Raw genomic sequence first — 20,878 nt, 5'->3', positions numbered from 1 at the left:
ATTGTTTATACTATAAAGCATACTTTCATGTTTGACTAATCAAAAAAAATAATCCTTGAGTTCAGAAAATGTAATGATGAAAAGACAGGGGGAGAAGCACATTGGAGTTTCGCTCAATTAAAACGTTTCATACGATTGTTACATTCGGAAGCTTCTATAAGGCTGCGGAAATATTAAACTATTCACAGCCGACAATATCGATGCGCATGAAGCAATTAGAGCAGGATTTAGGCGTGCAATTGTTTGAACGGGGAAAACACCTGCAGCTGACAAAAGCCGGAAGACTCTTTTTCGAAAAAACAGGGGATCTTTTAACTCAATACGAGGCGCTTACGCACACTCTTTCCGACTTAAAGGAAGGGGATGCCGGCATTATCAATGTAGGCATTTCAGAGCCGACTGCAAGCTTCATATTTCCTGATATTCTGAGGGATTTCTTAAATGATTATCCAAAGATAACGGTTAATGTAAACGTAGATGACGCCAATACCTGCAGCCAAAAGCTCTTAGACGGCACTATTGACTTTGCAGTCTGCGGCGAACCGGAACTGATTCTTGAAAATTATTACCACCCGTTTTTTTATGACACTTTAAATTTAATTGTATCTGATCGTCATCGGCTCGCTGAGAAAAAAGCTGTTCATTTATCTGATTTAGAAGGCGAATGTTTTATATTTACGCCTGCCAATTGCCCCATTCGTATTCAAATTGAACAGCACTTGCATAAGGCATTTAGTAATCATTACAAGAAAATGGAGCTCACAAGCAGCATGGCACATGAATATTACGTGCGAGAAAACATTGGTATTTCAATCTTCACCAGTACGGCACATTCTAAACCGCTGAAAGGCACAAAAGTCATCCCCATTATCAATCTAGACATATCACCGCCTATAGGGCTTTTAACAAACAGAAAAGAAAAACATTTTGACAGCGCGACAAAGGACTTAATTGATCGAATTAACAACTGCTTCCATCAGCGCAGCCAAGAGCTGAAAACTGCGGTCAGTTCCGAATTATAAATGGCAGAAATGACAACGGTCATTCCGCACGAAAAATAAAAAGCATCTCCTGATTTTCAGGAGATGCTTTCAGCGTTTAAAGCTCAATCGATTCACCGACGGCCATGACTTTTCCGACTCCGCCCGGCAGGCTGTCTGCAAATGCTTCCGGGTCTTGCTCGATGACCGGGAATGTATTGTAATGAACCGGTACAACTTGTTTTGCCCGCAGCCATTCTGCAGCTAGTTTGGCGTCTTCAGGCCCCATCGTAAAGTTGTCGCCGATCGGCAGGAAGGCAAGATCAATATGGTTCAGCTCCCCGATCAGCTTCATGTCAGAGAAAAGAGCCGTATCGCCGGCGTGGAAGATCGTTTTGCCTTCAACAGTCAGCAGAATACCGGATGGCATGCCTGTGTAGGTGATCGTTTTATTTTCTTCGTCAGTGATGGCAGATCCATGAAAGGCCTGTGTAAGCTTCACTTTCCCAAAATCAAACTGATGGGAGCCGCCGATGTGCATAGGGTGAACATTTAACCCTTTCCATCCCAAATATACAGCAAGCTCATTCGGTGCCACAACCAGCGCGTTATTTTGCTTTGCGATTTGCTCAGTGTCGCCCACGTGGTCATTGTGGCCGTGAGTCAATAAGATAGCGTCCGCTTTTGCATCCTCCGGCTTCAAGTCGGTTAACGAATTTCCTGTCAAAAACGGGTCAAATAAAATATGGTGGTCATTCGTTTCTACTGCAACTACAGAATGTCCGTGATACGTTACTTTCATTTCCTTCACCTCGTCACTTTGTTTTTGATGTTTTCATTTTCCCTTTTTAAGATGCTGAAAAACTTATGTGGATTGATTCTTGTTAATCACATTGAGGCCCCCGGTTGCTTCAATTACAGTTCCTGTCACCAGGTCTGAGTTCTCTTCGCACAAAAAGGCAATGATTCTGGCGATATCTTCTCCGGTGCCGGATCTTCCTATCGGCGTTTTTTCTTTGCCGATACGCTGTCTGGCTTCCTTTATTGACGCTTCCTTCATGTCGCCGACAATGTCGCCCGGGCAAACCATATTAGCGGTTATGCCCGATTCAGCTTCTTCTATCGCGATTGTTTTTGTTAAAGAAGCCAATCCCACTTTTGCGGCGCCGAAAGCGGAGCGGTGAAGCCAGCCGGGTGCGTGTGCCGCGCCTTGAAATCCGTACGTGATGATACGCCCGAATTGCTGTTTTCTCATGACCGGAATAACTGCTTTAAATAAGTGAAAGACGGCGCTTAAATTCCCTTCCAGCATACCGTACCATTCGTCATCGGTATAATCAGCTAACTTTTTTCGTTCAAATATGTATGGCCCCGCGTTGTTAATCAAAAAGTCGATTCTCCCGAAGCGGTCCAAGGCAGCGTCTGCGATGCGCAGCAAATCTTCTTTTTTGGTGACATCACCTTTTACAAATTGCAGCCGGTCAAGGTAATCAGGACAGGCTTCCTTCAGGCGGTTTACTGCCTCTTCATCCTGCCTGTAATTCACTGTTACTGAATACCCCTTTGCAAGCAATGTTTCAGTCACTTTGCGGCCTAATCCCTTCGAACCGGCAGTAATTAAAGCATGTCGCACATGAATACCTCCCAAAGCAACGTCGCCGCTTTTCAATAAAGTGTTTCTTCTTCTACTTTACTATAAAAGGCCGGCAATATCACTTTTTACACTTTGCCATACAAAAAAAGCTGCCTATAATAGACAGCTTATTCCGCAGAAGATGAAGGCTCTTGATCAGGGATATCCACATAACCGCTTTGATATGCTTCGGAAATGAGCCTTGTTGTCTCCTGGCTTTCTTGTTCATCATAAATATAGCGTTCCGGTTCTTTTTTCATCCTTCTGCCTCCCATCATTATAGAGGTAGGTTGGCTATAATGACGGGATTTTATGAAGGAAATTTTAACAAACTCCGGCAGCCACGCAAGCTTTCGCCTTTACGAGCGCCTCCTCTACCTGTTTGAAGCCCGTGCCTCCTGCGCTCATTCTTTTTTCGACCGCATGATAAGGATCCAAAACAGTGTAAATATCCTCTTCGAAGAGATCGCTCGCCTTCTGAAAATCGTCAAACGGCATGTCGCTTAAATAGATTCCTTTTTCGATGCATGTGTACACAAGCTTTCCGACCACTTCGTGCGCTTCTCTGAATGGCATTCCTTTCTTCGCTAAATAATCAGCCAGTTCCGTCGCATTTGAAAAGTCTTGTTTTGTCGCTTGCTTCATGACGTCTTTGTTCACAGTCATTGTTTGAATCATGCCTGTGAAGATTTGCAGGCTGCCTTCAACCGTTTTCACCGTGTCAAACATGCCTTCTTTGTCTTCCTGCAGGTCTTTGTTATAAGCGAGCGGAAGGCCTTTCATGATCGTAAAAAGCCCCATCATGTCACCGTACACGCGCCCTGTTTTGCCGCGGATCAGCTCTGCCATATCCGGGTTTTTCTTCTGCGGCATCATGCTGCTTCCCGTTGCGTACGTATCGTCTAGCTCAATGAATTTAAACTCCTGCGAGCACCACAGAATGATTTCTTCAGAGAAACGGGAAAGGTGCATCATCAGCATGCTGCTGTTGCTTAAAAATTCCAAAATGAAATCTCTGTCGCTGACGCCGTCGAGGCTGTTTTCATAAATGGAATCAAAGCCGAGCAGCTCTGCTGAATACTCACGATCGATCGGGAAGGTGGTACCCGCGAGCGCTCCGCATCCGAGCGGAGATTTGTTGATCCGCTTCATTGAATCCTGAAAACGTTCCTTGTCGCGCTCCAGCATCCAGAAATACGCAAGCAGATGGTGAGCGAATGAAATCGGCTGGGCGCGCTGAAGATGAGTGTAGCCCGGCAGAATGGTTTCAATATTTGCTTCTGCCTTATCAATAAGCGCGCCTTGGAATGCCTCTAGCAGCTCGATAATGTGAGCGACATGGTTTTTCAGGTATAAATGCATGTCAGTTGCCACCTGGTCATTCCGGCTTCTTCCGGTATGCAGCTTGCCGCCGACAGGGCCGATTTCGTCAATCAGCATTTTCTCAATGTTCAAATGAATATCTTCATAATCAACTGAGAACTCTAATGCCCCGTCTTCTGCTTTTTGCAAAAGGGCATTCAGTCCCTCACGGATTTTCAGCTCTTCTTCTTCTGTCAGGATACCGCATTTTTTCAGCATGGCAGCATGTGCGAGAGACCCTGTAATGTCTTCGGTCACTAAATGTTGGTCAAATGATATGGACGCGCCGAATTCGTCGACCCATTTTTCCGGTGTTTTTTGGAATCGGCCTCCCCAAAGCTTCTTCATGCTTTAATCTGCTCCTTCTTTTTCACGATGCTGTTCACTTTTGTCGGAAGTCCCCAAAGCTCGATAAATCCGATTGCCGCATGGTGATCAAACGCATCGTCTTTTGTATATGTTGCAAGTTTTTCATCATATAGAGAGTATTCTGATTTACGCCCCTCTACAATCGCATGGCCTTTAAACAGCTTCACGCGAACGATGCCTGTAACGTGTTTTTGCGTTTCTTTTAAGAAAGCGTGCAGCGCGTCTTTTAAAGGTGAGAACCATAAGCCGTTGTAAATGATTTCTGACAGCTTTTGTTCGATGGCCGGTTTAAAGTGCGCGACCTCTTTCACTAATGTCAAATCTTCCAGTTCTTTGTGTGCTTTGATAAGCGTCATCGCACCCGGACATTCGTATACTTCACGGGATTTAATGCCGACAAGGCGGTTTTCCACGTGGTCGATACGTCCGACACCATGCGCGCCTGCAATTTCGTTCAGTTTTAAAATTAATTCAGAAAGTGAGTAAGAGACGCCGTCGATGGATACAGGCACGCCTTGTTCAAATGCGATTTCTATCACTTCCGGTGTATCCGGTGTTTTTTCCAGCGGCGCTGTAAGGTCGTATGCTCCTTCTGGCGGAGCAGCCCACGGATCTTCTAAAATGCCGCACTCATTTGCGCGTCCCCAAAGGTTTTGATCAATGGAATATGGGCTGTCAAGATTAATCGGAATCGGAATGCCGCGGCTTGCCGCATATTCAATTTCTTCTTCACGAGACCATTGCCATTCCCGAACCGGAGCGATGACTTCAAGGTCAGGATTCAATGATTTAATTGATACCTCAAAACGCACCTGGTCATTTCCTTTCCCTGTGCATCCGTGCGCAATTGCCTGCGCCTCTTCTTTTTCTGCGATCTCGACTAATTTTTTTGCAATAAGCGGTCGAGACAATGCGGACACGAGCGGATATTTCCCTTCATACATCGTGTGAGCCTGCAAAGATAACAGCGCGTAATCCTGGGCGAATTCTTCTTTTGCATCGATCACGTAAGAATTTGTTGCGCCGACTTCAAGCGCTTTTTGCTGAACAAACGCCAGGTCCTTGCCTTCGCCGACATCCAGACAGCAGGCGATGACATTATACCCTTGCTCTTGAAGCCATTTTATCGCGACGGAAGTATCGAGACCCCCTGAGTATGCTAATACGACTTTTTTCTGTTCTGCCATGATAAAAATCTCCTCTCAACCCTGTTTCTTTTGTATAAAAATAAATTATATTTAATAAAAATACATTTTGTATGTATACACTTTAACAAGTAAGTTCCTTTTTTTCAAGCCTTTTATTAAAAAAACTTCACCCATTTTTCCAGGTGAAGTTTCGTAGTATTTATTCATTTACTTGTCTTTTCTGATTTCTCTGACCACATGGGCGATCTCCGGAATAATCAGCTTATTCATCGCCAGCTTTACCGCACCGCTGGAGCCTGGCGTTGAAAAAACGGCTGTATGTTGGATAACGCCGGCTGTGGCTCTCGACATGATCGCACTGGAGCCGATGTCTTCTGTATAACTGAGCATCCTGAATATTTCTCCAAAGCCGGGCAGCTCTTTAGAAAACAACGGCGAAATGGCTTCAATGGTGACGTCCCTCTTTGCAATACCCGTCCCGCCGTTTAAGAGGACCGCGTCCGTCTGATCATCCATGCATCCCGCTAAGACAGACCGCTGCAGGGCATCCTTTTCGTCTTTTACAATTTCATATGCAGCGATCTGATGGCCTGCTTCTTCTAAAAATGAGATCATCAGCCTGCCGCTTTTATCCGTTTCTTCCGTTCTCGTATCACTGACAGTAATCACTTTGCACCGGACAATATCGGGTGCTTCTTGTTTATGCTCTTGAACGCTCATTGGCTCACCTCTTTGTTTTTTTCTACCTTTATCATGCTTCAACAAAAAAGCACATTCAAGTGAATGTGCTTTTTGCATTATTTAGCTAAACGAACAACGTCTCGTGCAATCATGACTTCCTCATCAGTCGGAATGATCATAACTTTTACTGGAGAATGAGGGTAGCTGATGAACGCTTCCTCACCGCGTACGTTATTAAGCGCAGGATCCCAGTATACGCCCATAAATTCCAGGCCGCGAAGAACGCGTTCTCTGACTTCTACGCTGTTTTCACCGATACCGGCAGTAAAGATAATCGCATCCACACCGCTCATTCTGGCAGCGTAAGAACCGATGTATTTGTGGATGCGGCTCGCAAAGACTTCAAGCGCAGTTTCCGCGCGCTCATTTCCTTGTTTCGTTGCTTCAACGATGTCACGAAGATCGCTTGAGAAACCGGAGATGCCAAGCAGTCCGCTTTTTTTGTTTAATGTATTCAGTACTTCGTCAGCTGTCTGGCCTGTTTTCTCCATAATGTATGGGATAAGGGCAGGGTCGATGTTTCCAGAGCGTGTACCCATTGCAACACCGGCAAGCGGCGTGAAGCCCATAGATGTATCAATTGATTTTCCGCCTTCAACAGCTGCAATACTTGCGCCATTGCCAAGGTGGCAGGAAATCAGGCGTAAATCTTTTAACGGACGGCCGAGAAGCTCTGCCGCACGCTCAGTCACATATTTATGAGAAGTGCCGTGGAAGCCGTATTTACGGATACCGAATTTTTCATAGTATTCGTATGGCAGGCTGTACAGGTAAGACTGCTCAGGCATTGTCTGATGGAATGCCGTATCAAAAACAGCAACCGCAGGGACATTTGGAAGCACTTCTTTGAAGGCTTTAATTCCGACGATATTTGCCGGGTTGTGCAGCGGCGCCAATTCAGAAATATCTTCAATCTCCTGAATTGTTTCGTCCGTTAATAAAACGGAATCGCTGAATTTTTCTCCGCCGTGTACCACGCGGTGTCCAATTCCGTCAATTTCATTTAAATCTTTGATAATGCCGAATTCTGTCAGCTTATTAAGCAGCATTTTAACCGCTACCGCATGATCAGGTATATCAGTTACTTCTGTATTTTTTTCGCCGTTTACAGAAATCGTGAACACACTGTCGGCGATACCGATTCGTTCAACTAAGCCCTTCGTTAAAACGGTTTCTGAAGGCATTTCGAAAAGCTGAAATTTCAAAGACGAGCTTCCTGCGTTAATTGCAATAATTTTGGACATGATTGACGCTCCTTTTTACTCTGTATCAACATCTTCGTTTTTCGTACTTTTTTCCCGGGTGAATCATCATTTTCTCCCGAAAAATATCTGACTTTTCCATTTAAACATTGTCATGTCGGCTTTTCAAGTCAACTTGTGTATTGATAACGCTTACAATAAGAAGTCGTTATTTTCAGACACATTACCTTTGCGCTTAACATTGATTAACGCTTACATTCTGCAGTTTCTCCTTTCGTATTTTGTGTTTTGAAACCCTATTCAATTCGTTTATCTGCCCCCAGATGTTCATACAAAAAAACAGCTTAAGCTTCCTCATATGACGGACGCTCAAACTGTTTTTTCATTTTCTATTTTTCCTTAGTAAACCACGCATCTATTTGCGCCATCATGTCGAGCATCGCCTTCTGGTTGGAGAAAGAAGGCAGATTCGCAAGCAGAATTTGGTTCGGCGCTTTCGTCTCTTCATCTGTTTTCTGAAGCACAAGGATACTTTTGGCATGGGCTTCGTCTTTAAAAATTGATTTCGGCAGCTGCAATAGTGCATTGATATGAACCTTGTCCTTGAAAAACTGCTTCAGCTTGTCGCTTTGAGAGCTTTCAAACAAATGATTCGGAATCATAAAGAACAGGTATCCGCCCGGTTTCGTATGCTTGACGCTTTGCTCAATAAACAAATGATGGGCGAAGGAATGGCCTTCATCCGCTTTCAGTTCAAAGGCATTTGCCCCTTCGTCATTCGGATAATAGCCAACCGGCAGATCGCATATCACTGTGTCAACCGGATCGATAAACAGCGGCTCGAGGCTGTCCTGGTGGAACAGTTCCAGCTCTTTTTTCAGAAGGTTCGCCTGGTCATAGGCGATTTTCAAGAGCACGTCATCTATCTCTATGCCATAGCTTTTCGCCGTATTTTCAGACAGTTGGTTTAACACGGTGAACAGAAGATTTCCCGTTCCGACAGCCGGATCAAGAAGCGTTAACTCCTTTTTTCCCGCCATAAACTTATTTACCAGATAACTGATAAAAAGCCCGATTGTGTCCGGCGTCATTTGTCTGTTTGGATGGGATATATCCTTTAATCCCTTTAGGACGGCAAGCTGGAATGCTTTGCGCACCCACTCGTGCTCATATGTGTCAAATTCGGCTTTTTCAAGCAATGCTTGAAGCTTTTCAGCCTTCTCATTCGGCAGCTTCAGCTGATCCGTTTTTTCAAGAAAATACATTTCTCCCGCTTCGGCAAGCGCTTCTATATATGAAATCTGCAATTCATTTTTTATGATGATCGCGGCATCATCCAGCAGCCCGTATACCGCACCTACATGATCGTTTTGCATAATGTGTTCCTCCTTGCCATGAAAAAAGCTCCGGCGGCAGCCTGGAGCTTTTTTCACCTGCTTACTTCAATAATTCCTTGGCAGCCTCAATCGGCTCTTCATAATTCGGGTGGTTCGTTGCTTCGCTTACATATTCAGCGTAAACGACTTTTCCGTTCTCATCAAGCACAAATACGGAACGCGCAAGCAGACGAAGTTCTTTTATGTATACACCGAACGCTTCGCCAAATGACATGTCTTTGTGGTCTGACAGAGTTTCTACTTTGTCAATTCCGTTTGCTCCGCACCAGCGCGCCTGTGCAAATGGAAGGTCCGCACTGATTGTGTAAATGTTGACATCTCCAAGCTTTGCAGCCTCTTCATTAAAGCGGCGGGTTTGTGCATCGCAAACGCCTGTGTCAATTGAAGGGATAACAGAAATAATCGTTACTTTTCCTTTCATGTCAGCTAACGATTTTTCTTCAAGGCTGTTTGTCAGCACTGTGAAATCAGGAGCTTGATCCCCTACTTTCACTTCTTGTCCGACAAGCGTAACAGGACCGCCTTTGAATGTAATTTCAGCCATTATAATTCCTCCCTTTCGTATGTATGTCTCTATCATAGTAAAGTTTCTTGCAAACTGCAAAGTTTATGCCAAAAAAAAGTTAACTGCGGCCGCCGCAGTTAACCCTTCTTTAATAATTCATATTGTTCATTTGGTTTTGATTTTGGCCTTGGTTTTGATTCTTGTTATTTTTCTTAAACATTTGCTGTATGCGTTCCAGTGTTTGAGGGGCTGCGTCTAGAATTTTCTCAATCAAATGTGTATTTTCATCTAAATGAAGCATTCTGATGCCAGTCGAACCGACAATTAAAAACGCGATCGGCGTAATGGACACACCGCCTCCGCTTCCGCCTCCGAAGGGCAGTTTTTGTTCTCTTGTTTCATCGTCTTCCGATTTTTTCTCAGCCGGCTTGCCGCCAAACTCGCTGCCGCCTGCGGCGAATCCGAATCCGACTTTAGAAACGGTTAAAATCACGCTTCCATCCGGTGTTTCAACCGGATCCCCGATGATTGTGTTAACATCAATCATTTCCTTCAAGTTTTCCATTGCGGTTTTCATTAAACCTTGGATGGGATGGTCTGCCATATACGCTTCCTCCTTAAACTGATGAATCATTCTTTGAAGTCATTCGAGCCGACGGATTTTTCTTTAATACAGAAAGCTCCCGTCCGTATTTGACGAATTTGAAAGCTGCAAGCATAGCATGTCCAAAGCGAAAAAAGAATATACACTGAAAATGGGTCTTGGAAACAGGGACTTGAAACGATGGAATCACTTCATAAACAGGCTTGTTCACAAAGTCTAAATGGTCATGAAGCATAGCTGCGATACCGCCTTTGACTCCCCATACGGCACCCGTTAACACACCTGTCACTGCTGCGTCATGAACCCCGACAACTGTGATCCATTCGAGTTTTGTGATATGCAAATGCGCTATAAAAGAGGCGCTGATTTTCCTTAACTTAGTGACATGATGCAGAAGCATTTCAATTTTATTGATGCTTTGCTGCACATCATCAAACGTAATTTTTTTCTTGCTGCTGCTTTTTTTCACTTTCGATTTTGTGTTCTGTCTGATATCGACTGTTCCGTCATCTTTGTTCACCTTAATCGCCGGAATTGTTTTTTTAATCCGAACCAGGCCAAACAGCGTTGTAATTTTCAAAGTTATTTTGTCATTATCCTCAGCATGAAGATACTCCGCGGCAACATGAATTTTCATTCTGAGAAGCAGCACGATACCTATAAGAATAAGAATGGCTGACAGCACATATACCATATTCTTTCACTTCCTCTAGAAAGCATTATCGCCCATTCAGCAAAAAATAAACCCGGACGGGGTCCGGGTTTATCTGTTATTTACGATATAATTTTTCGTGCACCACAGTTGTATCAGCAATGTAATCATGAATCCCCTGTTTTTTAGGAGAAAAAGCGATGACGATATATAAAATCGAAATCTTATCAATATACCGCCCGATCACTTCACGGAAAATCACGGTGCTCCATGTCAGCTTATGGCCCTGCTTGACAGAAATTACTTTGAGGCCGAACACCATTTTTCCGAGCGTTTGTCTGAAGTATTTGGTCATCAGCGCAAAGTATGCCAGATAAACGAAAAGCGTTGTGATGCTGTACGCTGAGATGGTGAACATGCCGGATGTTTTCGGCAGATCCAGTAAAGTAAAGATGGGAGAAACGATTAAATGGTTTAACCCCCACACAACGAGCCAATCAAGCAGGAAAGCCCAAAAACGGACCCAAAAGCCCGCATATGCGTGTGTGAGCTGTTCCGCTTGATCCGGGCCTGCGATGTCGCTGCGCTCTAACTCTTCATATGTCGCATCCATTATTGATCCCTCCTACTTCGCATAGAGATACATCATTCTCGGCGAACCGGATTGTGAAAGAACTTCTCTCATATTCAGAAAATCAATTTCACTTTTAAACATTTTGTTCGCTCCCATAGTAAACAGAGAGCCTAATCCGAAGCTTTCCTCGTAAGAGACGACAGAAGCGTTTTTCAAGTTTTTATGATCCTTTTTCATGGCCGCAATTGTATCATCATAAAATCCAAGTTCATCCACAAGATTCAGTTTTTTCGCCTGCCGCCCGTCATACACGCGTCCGTCCGCGATTTTCTTTACTTCCGCTTTCGATATGCCGCGGCCTTCCGAAATGACATCGACAAAGCCTTCATAGGAGTTATCAACCATAGATTGCATGATATTTTTTTCTTCTTTTGTCATCTCACGGGAAGGAGACATAATGTCCTTGTGAGCCCCGCTTTTAATGGTCTCAAAAGAGATGCCGAGCTTATCAGCCAGCTTTGAGTAATTCACGCTCTCCATGATAACCCCAAGAGATCCTGTCAGGGTTTCCGGTGTCGCAAAAATTTTATCGGCAGCTGTTGAGATATAATAACCTCCGGAAGCTGCCATCGATCCCATTGACACATAGATTGGTTTTTTTGATTCTTTTTTTACTTCTTCCAGTTTTTTATGTATTTCGGCACTTTCATACACTCCGCCTCCCGGAGAGTTTACCTTGAGTACGATCCCTTTAACCGCATCATCCTCTTTTGCCTGCTCAAGATTTTTTAAGAATGTTCGGTGGTTATACCCGTCTGAACCGAGCAGACTGCTTGAATCACCATTATCCTGAATGGTGCCGCTGACCTCCAAAACGGCGATTTTGCTGGAAAGGCTTCCGTTTTCAAGTGTCACTTCCTGGGATTCATCTGTCAGTGACGTAAGGTCTGTTTGGGCACCCTTGACACTTTCAAAGAAACTCATTGAGATACTGACGATGATGGACACGCCAAAAATCCCAAGGGCGATCACTAATGCGATCCATCTTTTTGCATTCATTTTTTCTCCTCCTTTTTCCCAAACTCTCTCATTATACGATTCAAATGAAAAAATGTTTCATTGATGAGAAAGCTCCGGCTTAACGGGCTGCCGGCAAACGTGGTACACTTATGACCAAAGGTATTTTATCACAAATACTGGATGGCAGAAAAACTTAAATATGACAGCAAAGGGGAAATGGGATATGACCGATCATCGCCGTAATGTTTATTTTTTTCACAAACAGGACCAGGAAACAAACAAACAAGTCAGCTCCTTAACACAATTGGCTGAAGAGAACGGATTTACTGTTGTCAATCAGCCTTCTGACGCCAATATTATTGCCAGTGTAGGCGGAGACGGTACATTTTTGCAGGCGGTCAGAAAGACGAATTTCCGTGACGACTGCTTATACGTCGGCATCACCAAAAAGGGGAAAGCTCATTTATACTGTGATTTTAATAGTGATGAGCATGAAAAAATGGTGGATGCGATGACGTTTGAACAAATTGAGGTCAGAAAATATCCGCTGATTGAAGTGACAGTGGATCAGACCAGTCCTTTTCATTGTTTAAACGAAGTTTCCATTCGTTCGAGCATAATTAAAACCTTTGTGATGGATGTGCTGATTGACGATCTGCACTTCGAAACGTTCAGAGGAGACGGGATGATTATTTCCACGCCTACAGGCAGCACAGCTTATAATAAGTCTGTGGCCGGAGCTGTCGTTGATCCGCTGCTTCCCTGCATGCAGGTGACGGAGCTTGCTTCGCTTAACAATAATACCTACCGCACGCTAGGCTCTCCGTTTGTCCTCAGCTCTGAACGAAAGCTGACGCTTCGTGTGGTGCAAGCCGGAAATGAACACCCGATTATCGGTTTGGACAATGAAGCACTCAGCACAAGAAACGTGAAAACGATTGAAATCAAGCTGTCTGATAAAAAAATAAAAACCGTGAAACTAAAGGACAATTCATTTTGGGAGAAAGTAAAACGGACATTTTTATAGAAAAAGAAAAGGACAGGCTATTCGCCTGTCCTTTTTACTGTTGATTCTCATATACAATCTGACCGTTGATAACGGTTTTTTCTATCTTTAAAAGATGAAGCTGTTTCGGGTCAATTGTAAACGGATCTTCACTGAGAACGGTAAAATCCGCGTCATACCCTTCGGCTATTTTCCCCCGTGTCTGCTCTTTGTAAATGATCTCAGCACTTCCTGCTGTATAAAGCCTGATAGCTTCATATACTGTTAAACACTCGCTTTCGTTATAGCTCGGACCGTTCTGTTCGCGGCTGCTTGTCCGGAGCACCGCAGACTGAATGCCGAGAAGCGGCTCAACAGGCTCAATCGGAGCATCAGAACCCCCTGCACATAAAATGCCTTTAGAGATCAGTGTTTTCCAAGCAAAAGCTGTTTTCATACGGTCTTCTCCAAGACGGTCAATCACCCACGGAAAATCACTGGCGACAAAATGAGGCTGAAGATCAAGAGCAATCGGCATGCGTGCTGCTTTTTCAATCAGTTCATCATTCAGCACCTGAGCATGGATCAGACGATCATGCCGGCCGCTTTTTGGCGGATGCTGCTCGACAACCTGCAGCACTTTTTCAAAGGCAAGGTCGCCAATGGCATGGACGGCAACCTCCATTCCTTTCTCTCTCGCTTTTTGAACGAGGCGGCTGAGTGTTTCATCATCATGGACTTGAACACCGTTTGTAGAAGGATCGTCATGATACGGTTCTTTTAACAAAGCTGTTCTCCCGCCAAGCGCTCCATCAGAAAATAGTTTCATCGCACCGAATTCAACGTACGGGCCAGACGGCTTCTTCATTTGCTCCCACCGATCAACCGCTTCATGATGAACGAGCAAATGACAGCGAAACGGATACTTTCCGCTTGCCGCAGCCGTCTCATAAGCTTTCATCGGAACGGACACATCGCCGTAATAAGACAAATCTTCCGAATGGCCGCCTGTCAGGCCTTTTGTCCAGCAATCCTGAATGCCCGCTGTAAGCGCCTGATCAACATAGTGCTGAGATACAGGCGGAACGGCTTGCAGGACCAGATCCTGCGCCTTATCAAACAGAAGCCCCGTCGGCTCACCGTCTGCATCTCTGCCAATGACTCCGCCATCGGGATCAGGAGTGGCTTTTGAAATTCCCGCGGCTTGCAGCGCCGCAGAATTGACCGCTATTGCATGCCTGCATACCCGCTTGAGCAGGACGGGCCTGTTCGGGAATAAAGGATCAAGGTCATGCTTCGTCAAATAAGCCTGCTTCTGGAATTGATTTTCATTCCAGCCCTCTCCAATGAGCCAATCGTCTTCAGACAGGCTCTCTTCTCTTGCCTTCGCAGCCTGCAGCACAGCTTCTTTAGATGTAAACGAAGACAGATCAAGCTGGAGCTGTTTTTCTCCGTGCCCGATCAGATGCAAATGGCTGTCCACAAATCCTGGAAACATGACTGCTCCGTTCAAACTGATGTCTTTTGTTTCCGGTGAACTGTATTTCTTCTTCAGACTCTCATAGCTGCCGGTGCCTTTTATGACATCATCCTCAACATAAACAGCCTCCGTTTGGTGGCCTTCTTCGAGCATCGTATAAATGAAACCGCCGTGCCATATCGCCTTCATTCACGTTCACTCTCTTTCTTTACGCTTTTTTATTGGCTTTGAGCTGTTCTTCACGTTTTCTTAATTCCACTCGTCTGATTTTTGCAGAAGCCGTTTTCGGCAGGCTTTCGACAAATTCAATCTCTCTTGGATATTTGTATGGAGCCGTAATGGTCTTCACATGATTTTGCAGAACTTTGACAAGCTCATCACTGCGTTTTTTGTGATCTTGCAGGACAACGTATGCTTTAACGATGGAGCCTCTTATTTCATCAGGGCTTGCGACGACAGCACATTCTTTGACTTCAGGGTGCTTCACGAGCGCATCTTCCACTTCGAATGGCCCGATCGTGTAGCCGGAGCTGATAATGATATCGTCATTCCGGCTTTCAAACCAGAAGTAACCATCCTCATCTTTTCTTGCTCTGTCTCCTGTCAGGAAATAATCGCCGCGAATTTGTGTTTTCATTCTGTCCGGATCTTTAAAATATTCTTTAAAGAGCGCCGGGGTGCTGAGGTGAACAGCGATATCGCCAACCTCACCAGTTTTGCAGATTTCACCGGCTTCATTGATGATCTCCACCTGATTTCCCGGTGTCGGTTTTCCCATGCTTCCCGGTTTAATGTCCATATCCTTTAAGACACCGACTAAAAGCGTGCTTTCTGTTTGGCCGTATCCGTCTCTGACCTTGACGCCGAAATGCTTTTGGAACACGTCAATCACTTCGCGGTTGAGCGGCTCACCGGCTGAAACAGCGCTGTGCAGGGCTGAAAGATCGTAGCTATCTAAGCCTTCTACCTTTGCCATTAAACGGTATTCCGTCGGCGTGCAGCAGAAAACATTGATTTTGTAGCGGTTTAAAAGCTCTAAATATTTTTCAGCTTTGAATCTGCCTTGATACACAAAACCTGTTGCTCCGCTTCCGAGTACCGCCAATAGCGGACTCCACACCCATTTTTGCCAGCCTGGCGCAGCAGTCGCCCATACGGTATCCTGTTCAGAAATATCAAGCCATGCACCGGCAGATGTTTTTAAATGAGCAAATGCCCATCCATGTGTATGTACAACACCTTTCGGCTGTCCCGTTGTTCCGGAAGTATAAGACAAGAACGCCATGTCTTCTCTTGTTGTATCAGCAGTTTGAAAACGGCTTCCATCCGCATCAATCGTTAATAGATTTTTCCATCCGGCTTCATTTTCACCAATCGACAGTTTAATCAGGCGGTCTGCAGTACTGACATCACGGAAAGCGCCAATAAAAGCAGAATAAACAATGGCGCCTTTCACTTCGGCATGTTCAATCCGGTATTCAAGATCTTTCGCACGAAGCATTTCAGAACAAGGAATAACGACCATTCCCGATTTCAGGATAGCCAGATAAACGGCATAGGCTTCGAGCACACGCGGCACCATTACAATCAGTTTATCTCCCTTTTTAAATCCAAGATCAGCAAGAGCCGCACCGATTTTATTTGTTTCTTCCATAAGCTTTTCATACGACCATGATTTTTGTTTGCCCGATTCATCCTCCCATAATAGGGCGGTTTTTTGTCCAGTTGCACTGAACTTTTCGATTTCATTAACTAAATTGTATTCCATTGGGGCAATTAAATCTTCTCGTTTCAACACGAACAACTCCTCACTTTCTCCACCCATTATACATAAATACATGCCGTTTCCGTAAGGATATGCCTAAAAACAAGCTCCATAAACATCGGTTTTTATAGGCCGCTGGTCCTTTTTTATAAAAAAACGAAAAAGAGTGGGGAAAAACCCCACTCCTAAGCCATTATGTGAAATTGTAAATTAGAATTGTCCTCCGCCCATGTTTTGTTGAGCAAAAGATACAAGACGTTTTGTGATCTCTCCTCCAACAGAACCGTTAGCGCGAGAAGTTGTTTCTGCTCCAAGGTTTACACCGAATTCAGAAGCGATTTCCAATTTCATTTGGTCGATAGCTTGAGCAGCTCCCGGTACTAAAAGGTTGTTGCTGTTACCTGAGTTATTGTTAGCCATGTGTCTCACCTCCTTGTGAGTATAGAATGTGTTAAAACACATGGCTTCATACAGAAAATCTTTGGTAATTGTATACAGGAGCCGGCTCTTAGTTAAAAGAGTTCTGCGAATTTGTCGTTAGCTTCTTGTTCGCTATATAATGTCATTGTTTCAATGTGATCAACCGCCTCTTGAATCAGCGGTTCAAAATCCACAAAGCTCTCAAAGTGTTCGATTTTTTCTTTTTTCGGGCGTGTTTTCGGGCTTGGCGGCGTAAAGATCGTGCAGCAATCTTCAAATGGCTGGATGCTTGTTTCGTATGTGCCGATTTCCCGTGATATTTCGATGATTTCTGTTTTATCCATAGCGATTAACGGACGCAGAATCGGTGTAGACGTAACCGCATTAATCGCGTACATGCTTTCAAGCGTCTGGCTCGCTACCTGTCCGAGGCTTTCCCCCGTAATAATGGCGAGCCCGTTTCTTTTTTCTCTGATTCTGTCGGCAATTTGAAGCATTAAGCGGCGGGTTGCCGTCATCGTATAGTTTTCAGGAATTTGTTTTTGGATCAGCTCTTGCGTCTTTGTAAACGGGACGATATGAAGCGTCATGCTTCCTCCGAAGCGAGACAGACACTTCGCTAAGTCCATCACTTTTTGTTTCGCACGTTCGCTTGTGTATGGCGGGCTGAAGAAATGGACAGCTTCTACTGAGAGTCCTCTTTTCATTGCGTAAAAACCGGCTACCGGGCTGTCAAAGCCGCCGGAGAGCATCAGCATCGCTTTCCCTGCTGAACCGACAGGAAGTCCGCCGGCGCCTTTTTCATTGCGAATCGTCAAAAAGGTTGCTTCCTCCCTGATTTCAATTCTGAGCGGTATGTCTGGATTGCGGACATCAACTGTCAGCCCTTCTGTATTTCGCAAAATATGGCCGCCGATTTCAGCGTTCATTTCATTCGTATCTAATTCAAACTGTTTATACGCTCTCTTTGTCGCGACTTTAAACGTATCACCAGGCTGATATTGATCCTTGATCGCCTGCAGGGCAGTTGTCTTAATATCGTCAAGGCGGCTCTCACACTTAATGGCCAGACTGAAGCTTTGAATGCCAAACACCTGTTTCAAATGTGGAAAAAGAGCCTCAGGGTCCACTCCATTTAATGTAATCGTCATACGATCCCGATTAGAAAAGTATTTTAATGTCGGATAGTCTTTCAGGACAAGCCTGACGTTTTGCTTTAAACGTTCAATAAAACTTTTTCTGTTTTTTCCTTTGGTTGATATCTCCCCAAAACGAATTAATATATGATCGTAATTCATGTTCTACCTCATCATTTTTTTTAGTTTTTTGATGCCAGGCACAAGCGCGTTCATAAATGGCTCTGTCACATCGCTTGTCTGGCTGTAGTTTAAGCTGATTCTGATGCTGCTTCCGGCGATCTGCTCTCCCTTGCCCATCTGTAACAGGACTTTGCTCGGTTTATGTTCCTTTGCCGAGCAGGCTGATGTCGTTGAGACGAATATATCCTTTTCCTCCAGCATATGCAAAAGCACCTCCGCTTTTATGCCCGGCACAGAGAAATTAATGATATGCGGAGCGCTATTGAATTGAGGCGTATTTAAAACAACACCGTCTGAATCACTCAGCCTTTTCATAAACAATTCCTTTGCGGCCGCCATTCTTTCAAGGTGATGATGATAATCATCAGCCGCAAGATTGATGGCTTTGGCCAGTGAAACCGCACCTGCTGTATGCTCGGTTCCTGCACGTATGCCTTTTTGCTGGGAGCCGCCTGTTATCAGCGGGATAAGACGCGTTCCTTCCTTTACTAAAAGTGCACCTGTCCCCTTCAGTCCGTGGAATTTATGGCCGGATATGGAACAAAGATCAATACCGGCATTCTCGATCGCCAAGGGAACTTTAAAGATGCCTTGCACATAATCGACGTGAAACAGAATGTTCGGATACTGCTTCAGCACTTCTCCGGCCTCTTCAATCGGCTGCACGGAGCCAACTTCATTGTTCACATGCATCATGCTGACAAGCACGGTATCCGGCCGAATCGCATCTTTCAGTTCCTTAATGGACACAAATCCATCTTCATTTACTGAAAGATAAGTTACTTCAAACCCGAATAGCTCTGTCAGCTGCTCCAAAGATTCAGTAACGGACGGATGTTCGATAGAAGTGGCAATGATATGTTTGCCTGTTTTTATCTTTGACAAAGCGGCTCCTTTTAAAGCCACATTATTAGCTTCTGTAGCACCTGACGTAAATACAATATCATAATTCTTTAGGCCCAAGGCTCTTTTTATTTGATTTTTGGCTGCCTGAAGCAGCTGTTCCGTTTCGGCTCCATATCGGTGCAAAGATGAAGGATTGCCAAAATATCGGCTGCTAGTCTGTTCATAAACGTTCAAGACTTCATGATAAGGTTTGGTCGTTGAACTATTATCTAAATATATCATCTTTTTTTACTCCTTTATGAAAGCGGTACAAGGTATGATATTTATGTTACCATAACAAAATTTAATAGAAAATTACAAAAAGCTAGTATTGACTTCTAAATTTTTTACCATATAATAAGATTTGTTCGTTTCGTCATATTATCTGACAATTAATTGACAGAATATTTTAACATAATTATTAGGAGGATTTTCATGAAACACTCACTGCCTGTCAAAGATACCATTATTATTGGTTTCATGCTATTTGCGCTATTCTTTGGAGCAGGAAATATGATTTATCCGCCGGAACTTGGACAAGCAGCCGGACACAATGTCTGGAAAGCCATCGGCGGATTTTTACTGACCGGGGTTGGCCTGCCTCTTCTCGGAATTATCGCTATCGCATTAACCGGCAAGGATGCTAAAGGACTTGCTGATAAAGCTCACCCTGCATTCGGTACAGTATTTACTGTTGTGCTTTATTTATCAATCGGACCATTATTCGCCATCCCGAGAACAGGAACCGTTTCTTATGAAATTGGTGCAGTTCCGTTTCTGGCTGGCGTTCCTGAAAGACTGTCTTTATTAATTTTTACACTCATCTTTTTCGGCATTACTTACTATTTAGCGCTAAACCCAACCAAAGTCGTGGATCGAATCGGAAAAATTCTCACTCCAATTAAATTCACAATTATTTTAGTGATTGTTCTCAAAGCGATTATCACGCCAATGGGCGGTTTAGGTGCAGTAACGGAAGCATATAAAGGAACACCGGTATTTAAAGGATTTTTGGAAGGCTACAAAACAATGGACGCGCTTGCTTCAATCGTATTTGGTGTTGTCGTTGTAAATGCTGTGAAAAGCAGAGGCGTTACACAATCAAAAGCTCTTGCGGCAGCTTGTATTAAAGCCGGAATAATTGCTGCATTAGGGCTGACATTCATTTATGTTTCTCTGGCCTACCTAGGTGCAACAAGCACAAACGCAATCGGGCCTGTTGGTGAAGGAGCTAAAATTTTATCAGCATCGTCCCATTATTTATTCGGTTCATTAGGAAATATCGTACTTGGATCAGCTATTACAGTCGCATGTTTAACCACAAGCGTTGGGCTTGTCACTTCTTGCGGCACATATTTTTCAAAGCTTATCCCTGCGTTATCATATAAAGTTGTCGTTACCATCGTCACTTTATTCAGCTTGATGATTTCTAATTTCGGGCTTGCTCAAATTATCGCTTTTTCAGTTCCTATTTTATCAGCTATTTATCCGCTTGCCATTGTCATTATCGTTCTTTCATTTATTGATAAGCTCTTTAAAGAAAGACGTGAAGTTTACATTGCATGCTTAATCGGTACAGGATTATTCAGTATTTTAGACGGAATAAAAGCAGCCGGCTTTTCGCTCGGAGCTTTAAATACGTTTTTAAATGACAATCTGCCGCTATACAGCCTTGGCATCGGCTGGGTGATTCCTGGAATCATCGCCGCCATTATCGGCTATATTCTTACCTTTTTCATCGGTACATCCAAACAGCAGCTTAAAGAAATAAGTTAATGTTATGGTCGCCTGCGTTACTGCGCAGGCGTTTTTTTAATAAAAAAGAGCCCGCTCATAA

The 20,878-nt window shown here is 44.2% G+C and carries 21 protein-coding genes; 3 read left to right on the top strand and 18 right to left on the bottom strand.

Going from position 1 to position 20,878, the window contains the following annotated elements:
- Positions 1 to 101: 101 nt before the first annotated feature.
- Positions 102 to 1,022 carry a LysR family transcriptional regulator gene (locus CJU60_RS15225; RefSeq protein WP_095714215.1) on the top strand — a complete coding sequence of 307 codons (921 nt, stop codon included), beginning with the start codon at positions 102 to 104 and terminating at the stop codon, positions 1,020 to 1,022.
- Between the two features lie 76 nt (positions 1,023 to 1,098).
- Here the strand turns inward: CJU60_RS15225 and CJU60_RS15220 are convergent, their stop codons facing one another.
- The 13 genes from CJU60_RS15220 to sppA all read right to left on the bottom strand — a co-directional run bounded on the left by CJU60_RS15220 (position 1,099) and on the right by sppA (position 12,226).
- Positions 1,099 to 1,782: a metal-dependent hydrolase gene (locus CJU60_RS15220; protein ID WP_024122482.1), complete on the bottom strand. Its 684-nt coding sequence runs from the start codon at positions 1,780 to 1,782 to the stop codon at positions 1,099 to 1,101.
- 63 nt (positions 1,783 to 1,845) lie between these two features.
- A complete protein-coding gene (locus CJU60_RS15215; protein ID WP_024122483.1) occupies positions 1,846 to 2,613 on the bottom strand; it encodes an SDR family oxidoreductase in 768 nt (255 codons plus the stop codon).
- Positions 2,614 to 2,741: 128 nt separating this feature from the next.
- The gene (locus CJU60_RS21900) at positions 2,742 to 2,873 is read right to left on the bottom strand and encodes a hypothetical protein (RefSeq protein WP_010335290.1); all 132 of its coding nucleotides are present in this window, start codon (positions 2,871 to 2,873) and stop codon (positions 2,742 to 2,744) included.
- 64 nt (positions 2,874 to 2,937) lie between these two features.
- Entirely contained in the window at positions 2,938 to 4,323 is a 1,386-nt protein-coding gene (gene argH, locus CJU60_RS15205) for an argininosuccinate lyase (RefSeq protein ID WP_095714214.1), read from the bottom strand.
- Positions 4,320 to 5,531 carry an argininosuccinate synthase gene (locus tag CJU60_RS15200; RefSeq protein ID WP_024122485.1) on the bottom strand — a complete coding sequence of 404 codons (1,212 nt, stop codon included), beginning with the start codon at positions 5,529 to 5,531 and terminating at the stop codon, positions 4,320 to 4,322. Before CJU60_RS15200 ends, argH begins: the two co-directional genes overlap by 4 nt.
- A gap of 168 nt (positions 5,532 to 5,699) precedes the next feature.
- A complete protein-coding gene (locus tag CJU60_RS15195; RefSeq protein ID WP_095714213.1) occupies positions 5,700 to 6,212 on the bottom strand; it encodes a MogA/MoaB family molybdenum cofactor biosynthesis protein in 513 nt (170 codons plus the stop codon).
- Positions 6,213 to 6,289: 77 nt separating this feature from the next.
- Positions 6,290 to 7,477 carry an acetate kinase gene (locus tag CJU60_RS15190; RefSeq protein WP_024122488.1) on the bottom strand — a complete coding sequence of 396 codons (1,188 nt, stop codon included), beginning with the start codon at positions 7,475 to 7,477 and terminating at the stop codon, positions 6,290 to 6,292.
- Between the two features lie 347 nt (positions 7,478 to 7,824).
- The gene (locus CJU60_RS15185; protein ID WP_095714212.1) at positions 7,825 to 8,811 is read right to left on the bottom strand and encodes a class I SAM-dependent methyltransferase; all 987 of its coding nucleotides are present in this window, start codon (positions 8,809 to 8,811) and stop codon (positions 7,825 to 7,827) included.
- Positions 8,812 to 8,872: 61 nt separating this feature from the next.
- Positions 8,873 to 9,376, bottom strand: a complete 504-nt coding sequence (gene tpx / locus CJU60_RS15180) for a thiol peroxidase (RefSeq protein WP_095714211.1) — start codon at positions 9,374 to 9,376, stop codon at positions 8,873 to 8,875.
- A gap of 109 nt (positions 9,377 to 9,485) precedes the next feature.
- Positions 9,486 to 9,941, bottom strand: coding sequence for a GerW family sporulation protein (gene ytfJ / locus CJU60_RS15175; protein WP_024122491.1), 456 nt, complete (start codon positions 9,939 to 9,941; stop codon positions 9,486 to 9,488).
- 13 nt (positions 9,942 to 9,954) lie between these two features.
- Positions 9,955 to 10,635 carry a DUF2953 domain-containing protein gene (locus tag CJU60_RS15170; protein WP_024122492.1) on the bottom strand — a complete coding sequence of 227 codons (681 nt, stop codon included), beginning with the start codon at positions 10,633 to 10,635 and terminating at the stop codon, positions 9,955 to 9,957.
- A 76-nt stretch (positions 10,636 to 10,711) separates the two neighbouring features.
- Complete coding sequence (locus CJU60_RS15165; protein ID WP_024122493.1) at positions 10,712 to 11,206, bottom strand: RDD family protein; 495 nt, start codon at positions 11,204 to 11,206, stop codon at positions 10,712 to 10,714.
- A gap of 12 nt (positions 11,207 to 11,218) precedes the next feature.
- Entirely contained in the window at positions 11,219 to 12,226 is a 1,008-nt protein-coding gene (gene sppA, locus CJU60_RS15160; RefSeq protein WP_095714210.1) for a signal peptide peptidase SppA, read from the bottom strand.
- A 184-nt stretch (positions 12,227 to 12,410) separates the two neighbouring features.
- On the opposite strand from sppA, the gene CJU60_RS15155 reads away from it, so the two are divergent.
- A complete protein-coding gene (locus tag CJU60_RS15155; RefSeq protein WP_024122495.1) occupies positions 12,411 to 13,214 on the top strand; it encodes an NAD kinase in 804 nt (267 codons plus the stop codon).
- Positions 13,215 to 13,248: 34 nt separating this feature from the next.
- On the opposite strand, the gene CJU60_RS15150 is transcribed toward CJU60_RS15155, so the two are convergent.
- From CJU60_RS15150 to CJU60_RS15130, 5 genes are all read right to left on the bottom strand, one after another.
- Entirely contained in the window at positions 13,249 to 14,841 is a 1,593-nt protein-coding gene (locus CJU60_RS15150) for an amidohydrolase (protein ID WP_095714209.1), read from the bottom strand.
- 19 nt (positions 14,842 to 14,860) lie between these two features.
- Complete coding sequence (gene mbcS / locus CJU60_RS15145; RefSeq protein WP_095714208.1) at positions 14,861 to 16,450, bottom strand: acyl-CoA synthetase MbcS; 1,590 nt, start codon at positions 16,448 to 16,450, stop codon at positions 14,861 to 14,863.
- Between the two features lie 177 nt (positions 16,451 to 16,627).
- A complete protein-coding gene (sspA, locus tag CJU60_RS15140; RefSeq protein WP_014114778.1) occupies positions 16,628 to 16,837 on the bottom strand; it encodes an alpha type acid-soluble spore protein SspA in 210 nt (69 codons plus the stop codon).
- A gap of 92 nt (positions 16,838 to 16,929) precedes the next feature.
- Positions 16,930 to 18,135, bottom strand: a complete 1,206-nt coding sequence (thiI, locus tag CJU60_RS15135) for a tRNA uracil 4-sulfurtransferase ThiI (protein ID WP_024122498.1) — start codon at positions 18,133 to 18,135, stop codon at positions 16,930 to 16,932.
- A 3-nt stretch (positions 18,136 to 18,138) separates the two neighbouring features.
- On the bottom strand, positions 18,139 to 19,284 hold the full coding sequence (locus CJU60_RS15130; protein ID WP_095714207.1) for a cysteine desulfurase family protein: 1,146 nt from the start codon (positions 19,282 to 19,284) through the stop codon (positions 18,139 to 18,141).
- 192 nt (positions 19,285 to 19,476) lie between these two features.
- Here CJU60_RS15130 and brnQ point away from each other — a divergent pair, with 192 nt between their 5' ends.
- Positions 19,477 to 20,817 carry a branched-chain amino acid transport system II carrier protein gene (brnQ, locus tag CJU60_RS15125; protein WP_095714206.1) on the top strand — a complete coding sequence of 447 codons (1,341 nt, stop codon included), beginning with the start codon at positions 19,477 to 19,479 and terminating at the stop codon, positions 20,815 to 20,817.
- Positions 20,818 to 20,878 lie beyond the last annotated feature (61 nt).

Origin of the sequence: Bacillus sp. 7705b, from assembly GCF_002289525.1 — a bacterium.
Taxonomy (GTDB): domain Bacteria; phylum Bacillota; class Bacilli; order Bacillales; family Bacillaceae; genus Bacillus; species Bacillus halotolerans.
The sequence above is the reverse complement of the archived record's forward strand: the minus strand, read 5'-3'. Positions and strand labels throughout refer to the sequence as shown.

Coding starts and splice junctions, on each gene's coding strand:
- CJU60_RS15220 (WP_024122482.1), bottom strand. CDS start 1,782: ATGAAAGTAACGTATCACGGACATTCTGTAGTTGCAGTAGAAACGAAT.
- CJU60_RS21900 (WP_010335290.1), bottom strand. CDS start 2,873: ATGAAAAAAGAACCGGAACGCTATATTTATGATGAACAAGAAAGCCAG.
- argH (WP_095714214.1), bottom strand. CDS start 4,323: ATGAAGAAGCTTTGGGGAGGCCGATTCCAAAAAACACCGGAAAAATGG.
- CJU60_RS15200 (WP_024122485.1), bottom strand. CDS start 5,531: ATGGCAGAACAGAAAAAAGTCGTATTAGCATACTCAGGGGGTCTCGAT.
- CJU60_RS15195 (WP_095714213.1), bottom strand. CDS start 6,212: ATGAGCGTTCAAGAGCATAAACAAGAAGCACCCGATATTGTCCGGTGC.
- CJU60_RS15190 (WP_024122488.1), bottom strand. CDS start 7,477: ATGTCCAAAATTATTGCAATTAACGCAGGAAGCTCGTCTTTGAAATTT.
- CJU60_RS15185 (WP_095714212.1), bottom strand. CDS start 8,811: ATGCAAAACGATCATGTAGGTGCGGTATACGGGCTGCTGGATGATGCC.
- tpx (WP_095714211.1), bottom strand. CDS start 9,376: ATGGCTGAAATTACATTCAAAGGCGGTCCTGTTACGCTTGTCGGACAA.
- ytfJ (WP_024122491.1), bottom strand. CDS start 9,941: ATGGCAGACCATCCCATCCAAGGTTTAATGAAAACCGCAATGGAAAAC.
- CJU60_RS15170 (WP_024122492.1), bottom strand. CDS start 10,635: ATGGTATATGTGCTGTCAGCCATTCTTATTCTTATAGGTATCGTGCTG.
- CJU60_RS15165 (WP_024122493.1), bottom strand. CDS start 11,206: ATGGATGCGACATATGAAGAGTTAGAGCGCAGCGACATCGCAGGCCCG.
- sppA (WP_095714210.1), bottom strand. CDS start 12,226: ATGAATGCAAAAAGATGGATCGCATTAGTGATCGCCCTTGGGATTTTT.
- CJU60_RS15155 (WP_024122495.1), top strand. CDS start 12,411: ATGACCGATCATCGCCGTAATGTTTATTTTTTTCACAAACAGGACCAG.
- CJU60_RS15150 (WP_095714209.1), bottom strand. CDS start 14,841: ATGAAGGCGATATGGCACGGCGGTTTCATTTATACGATGCTCGAAGAA.
- sspA (WP_014114778.1), bottom strand. CDS start 16,837: ATGGCTAACAATAACTCAGGTAACAGCAACAACCTTTTAGTACCGGGA.
- thiI (WP_024122498.1), bottom strand. CDS start 18,135: ATGAATTACGATCATATATTAATTCGTTTTGGGGAGATATCAACCAAA.
- CJU60_RS15130 (WP_095714207.1), bottom strand. CDS start 19,284: ATGATATATTTAGATAATAGTTCAACGACCAAACCTTATCATGAAGTC.
- brnQ (WP_095714206.1), top strand. CDS start 19,477: ATGAAACACTCACTGCCTGTCAAAGATACCATTATTATTGGTTTCATG.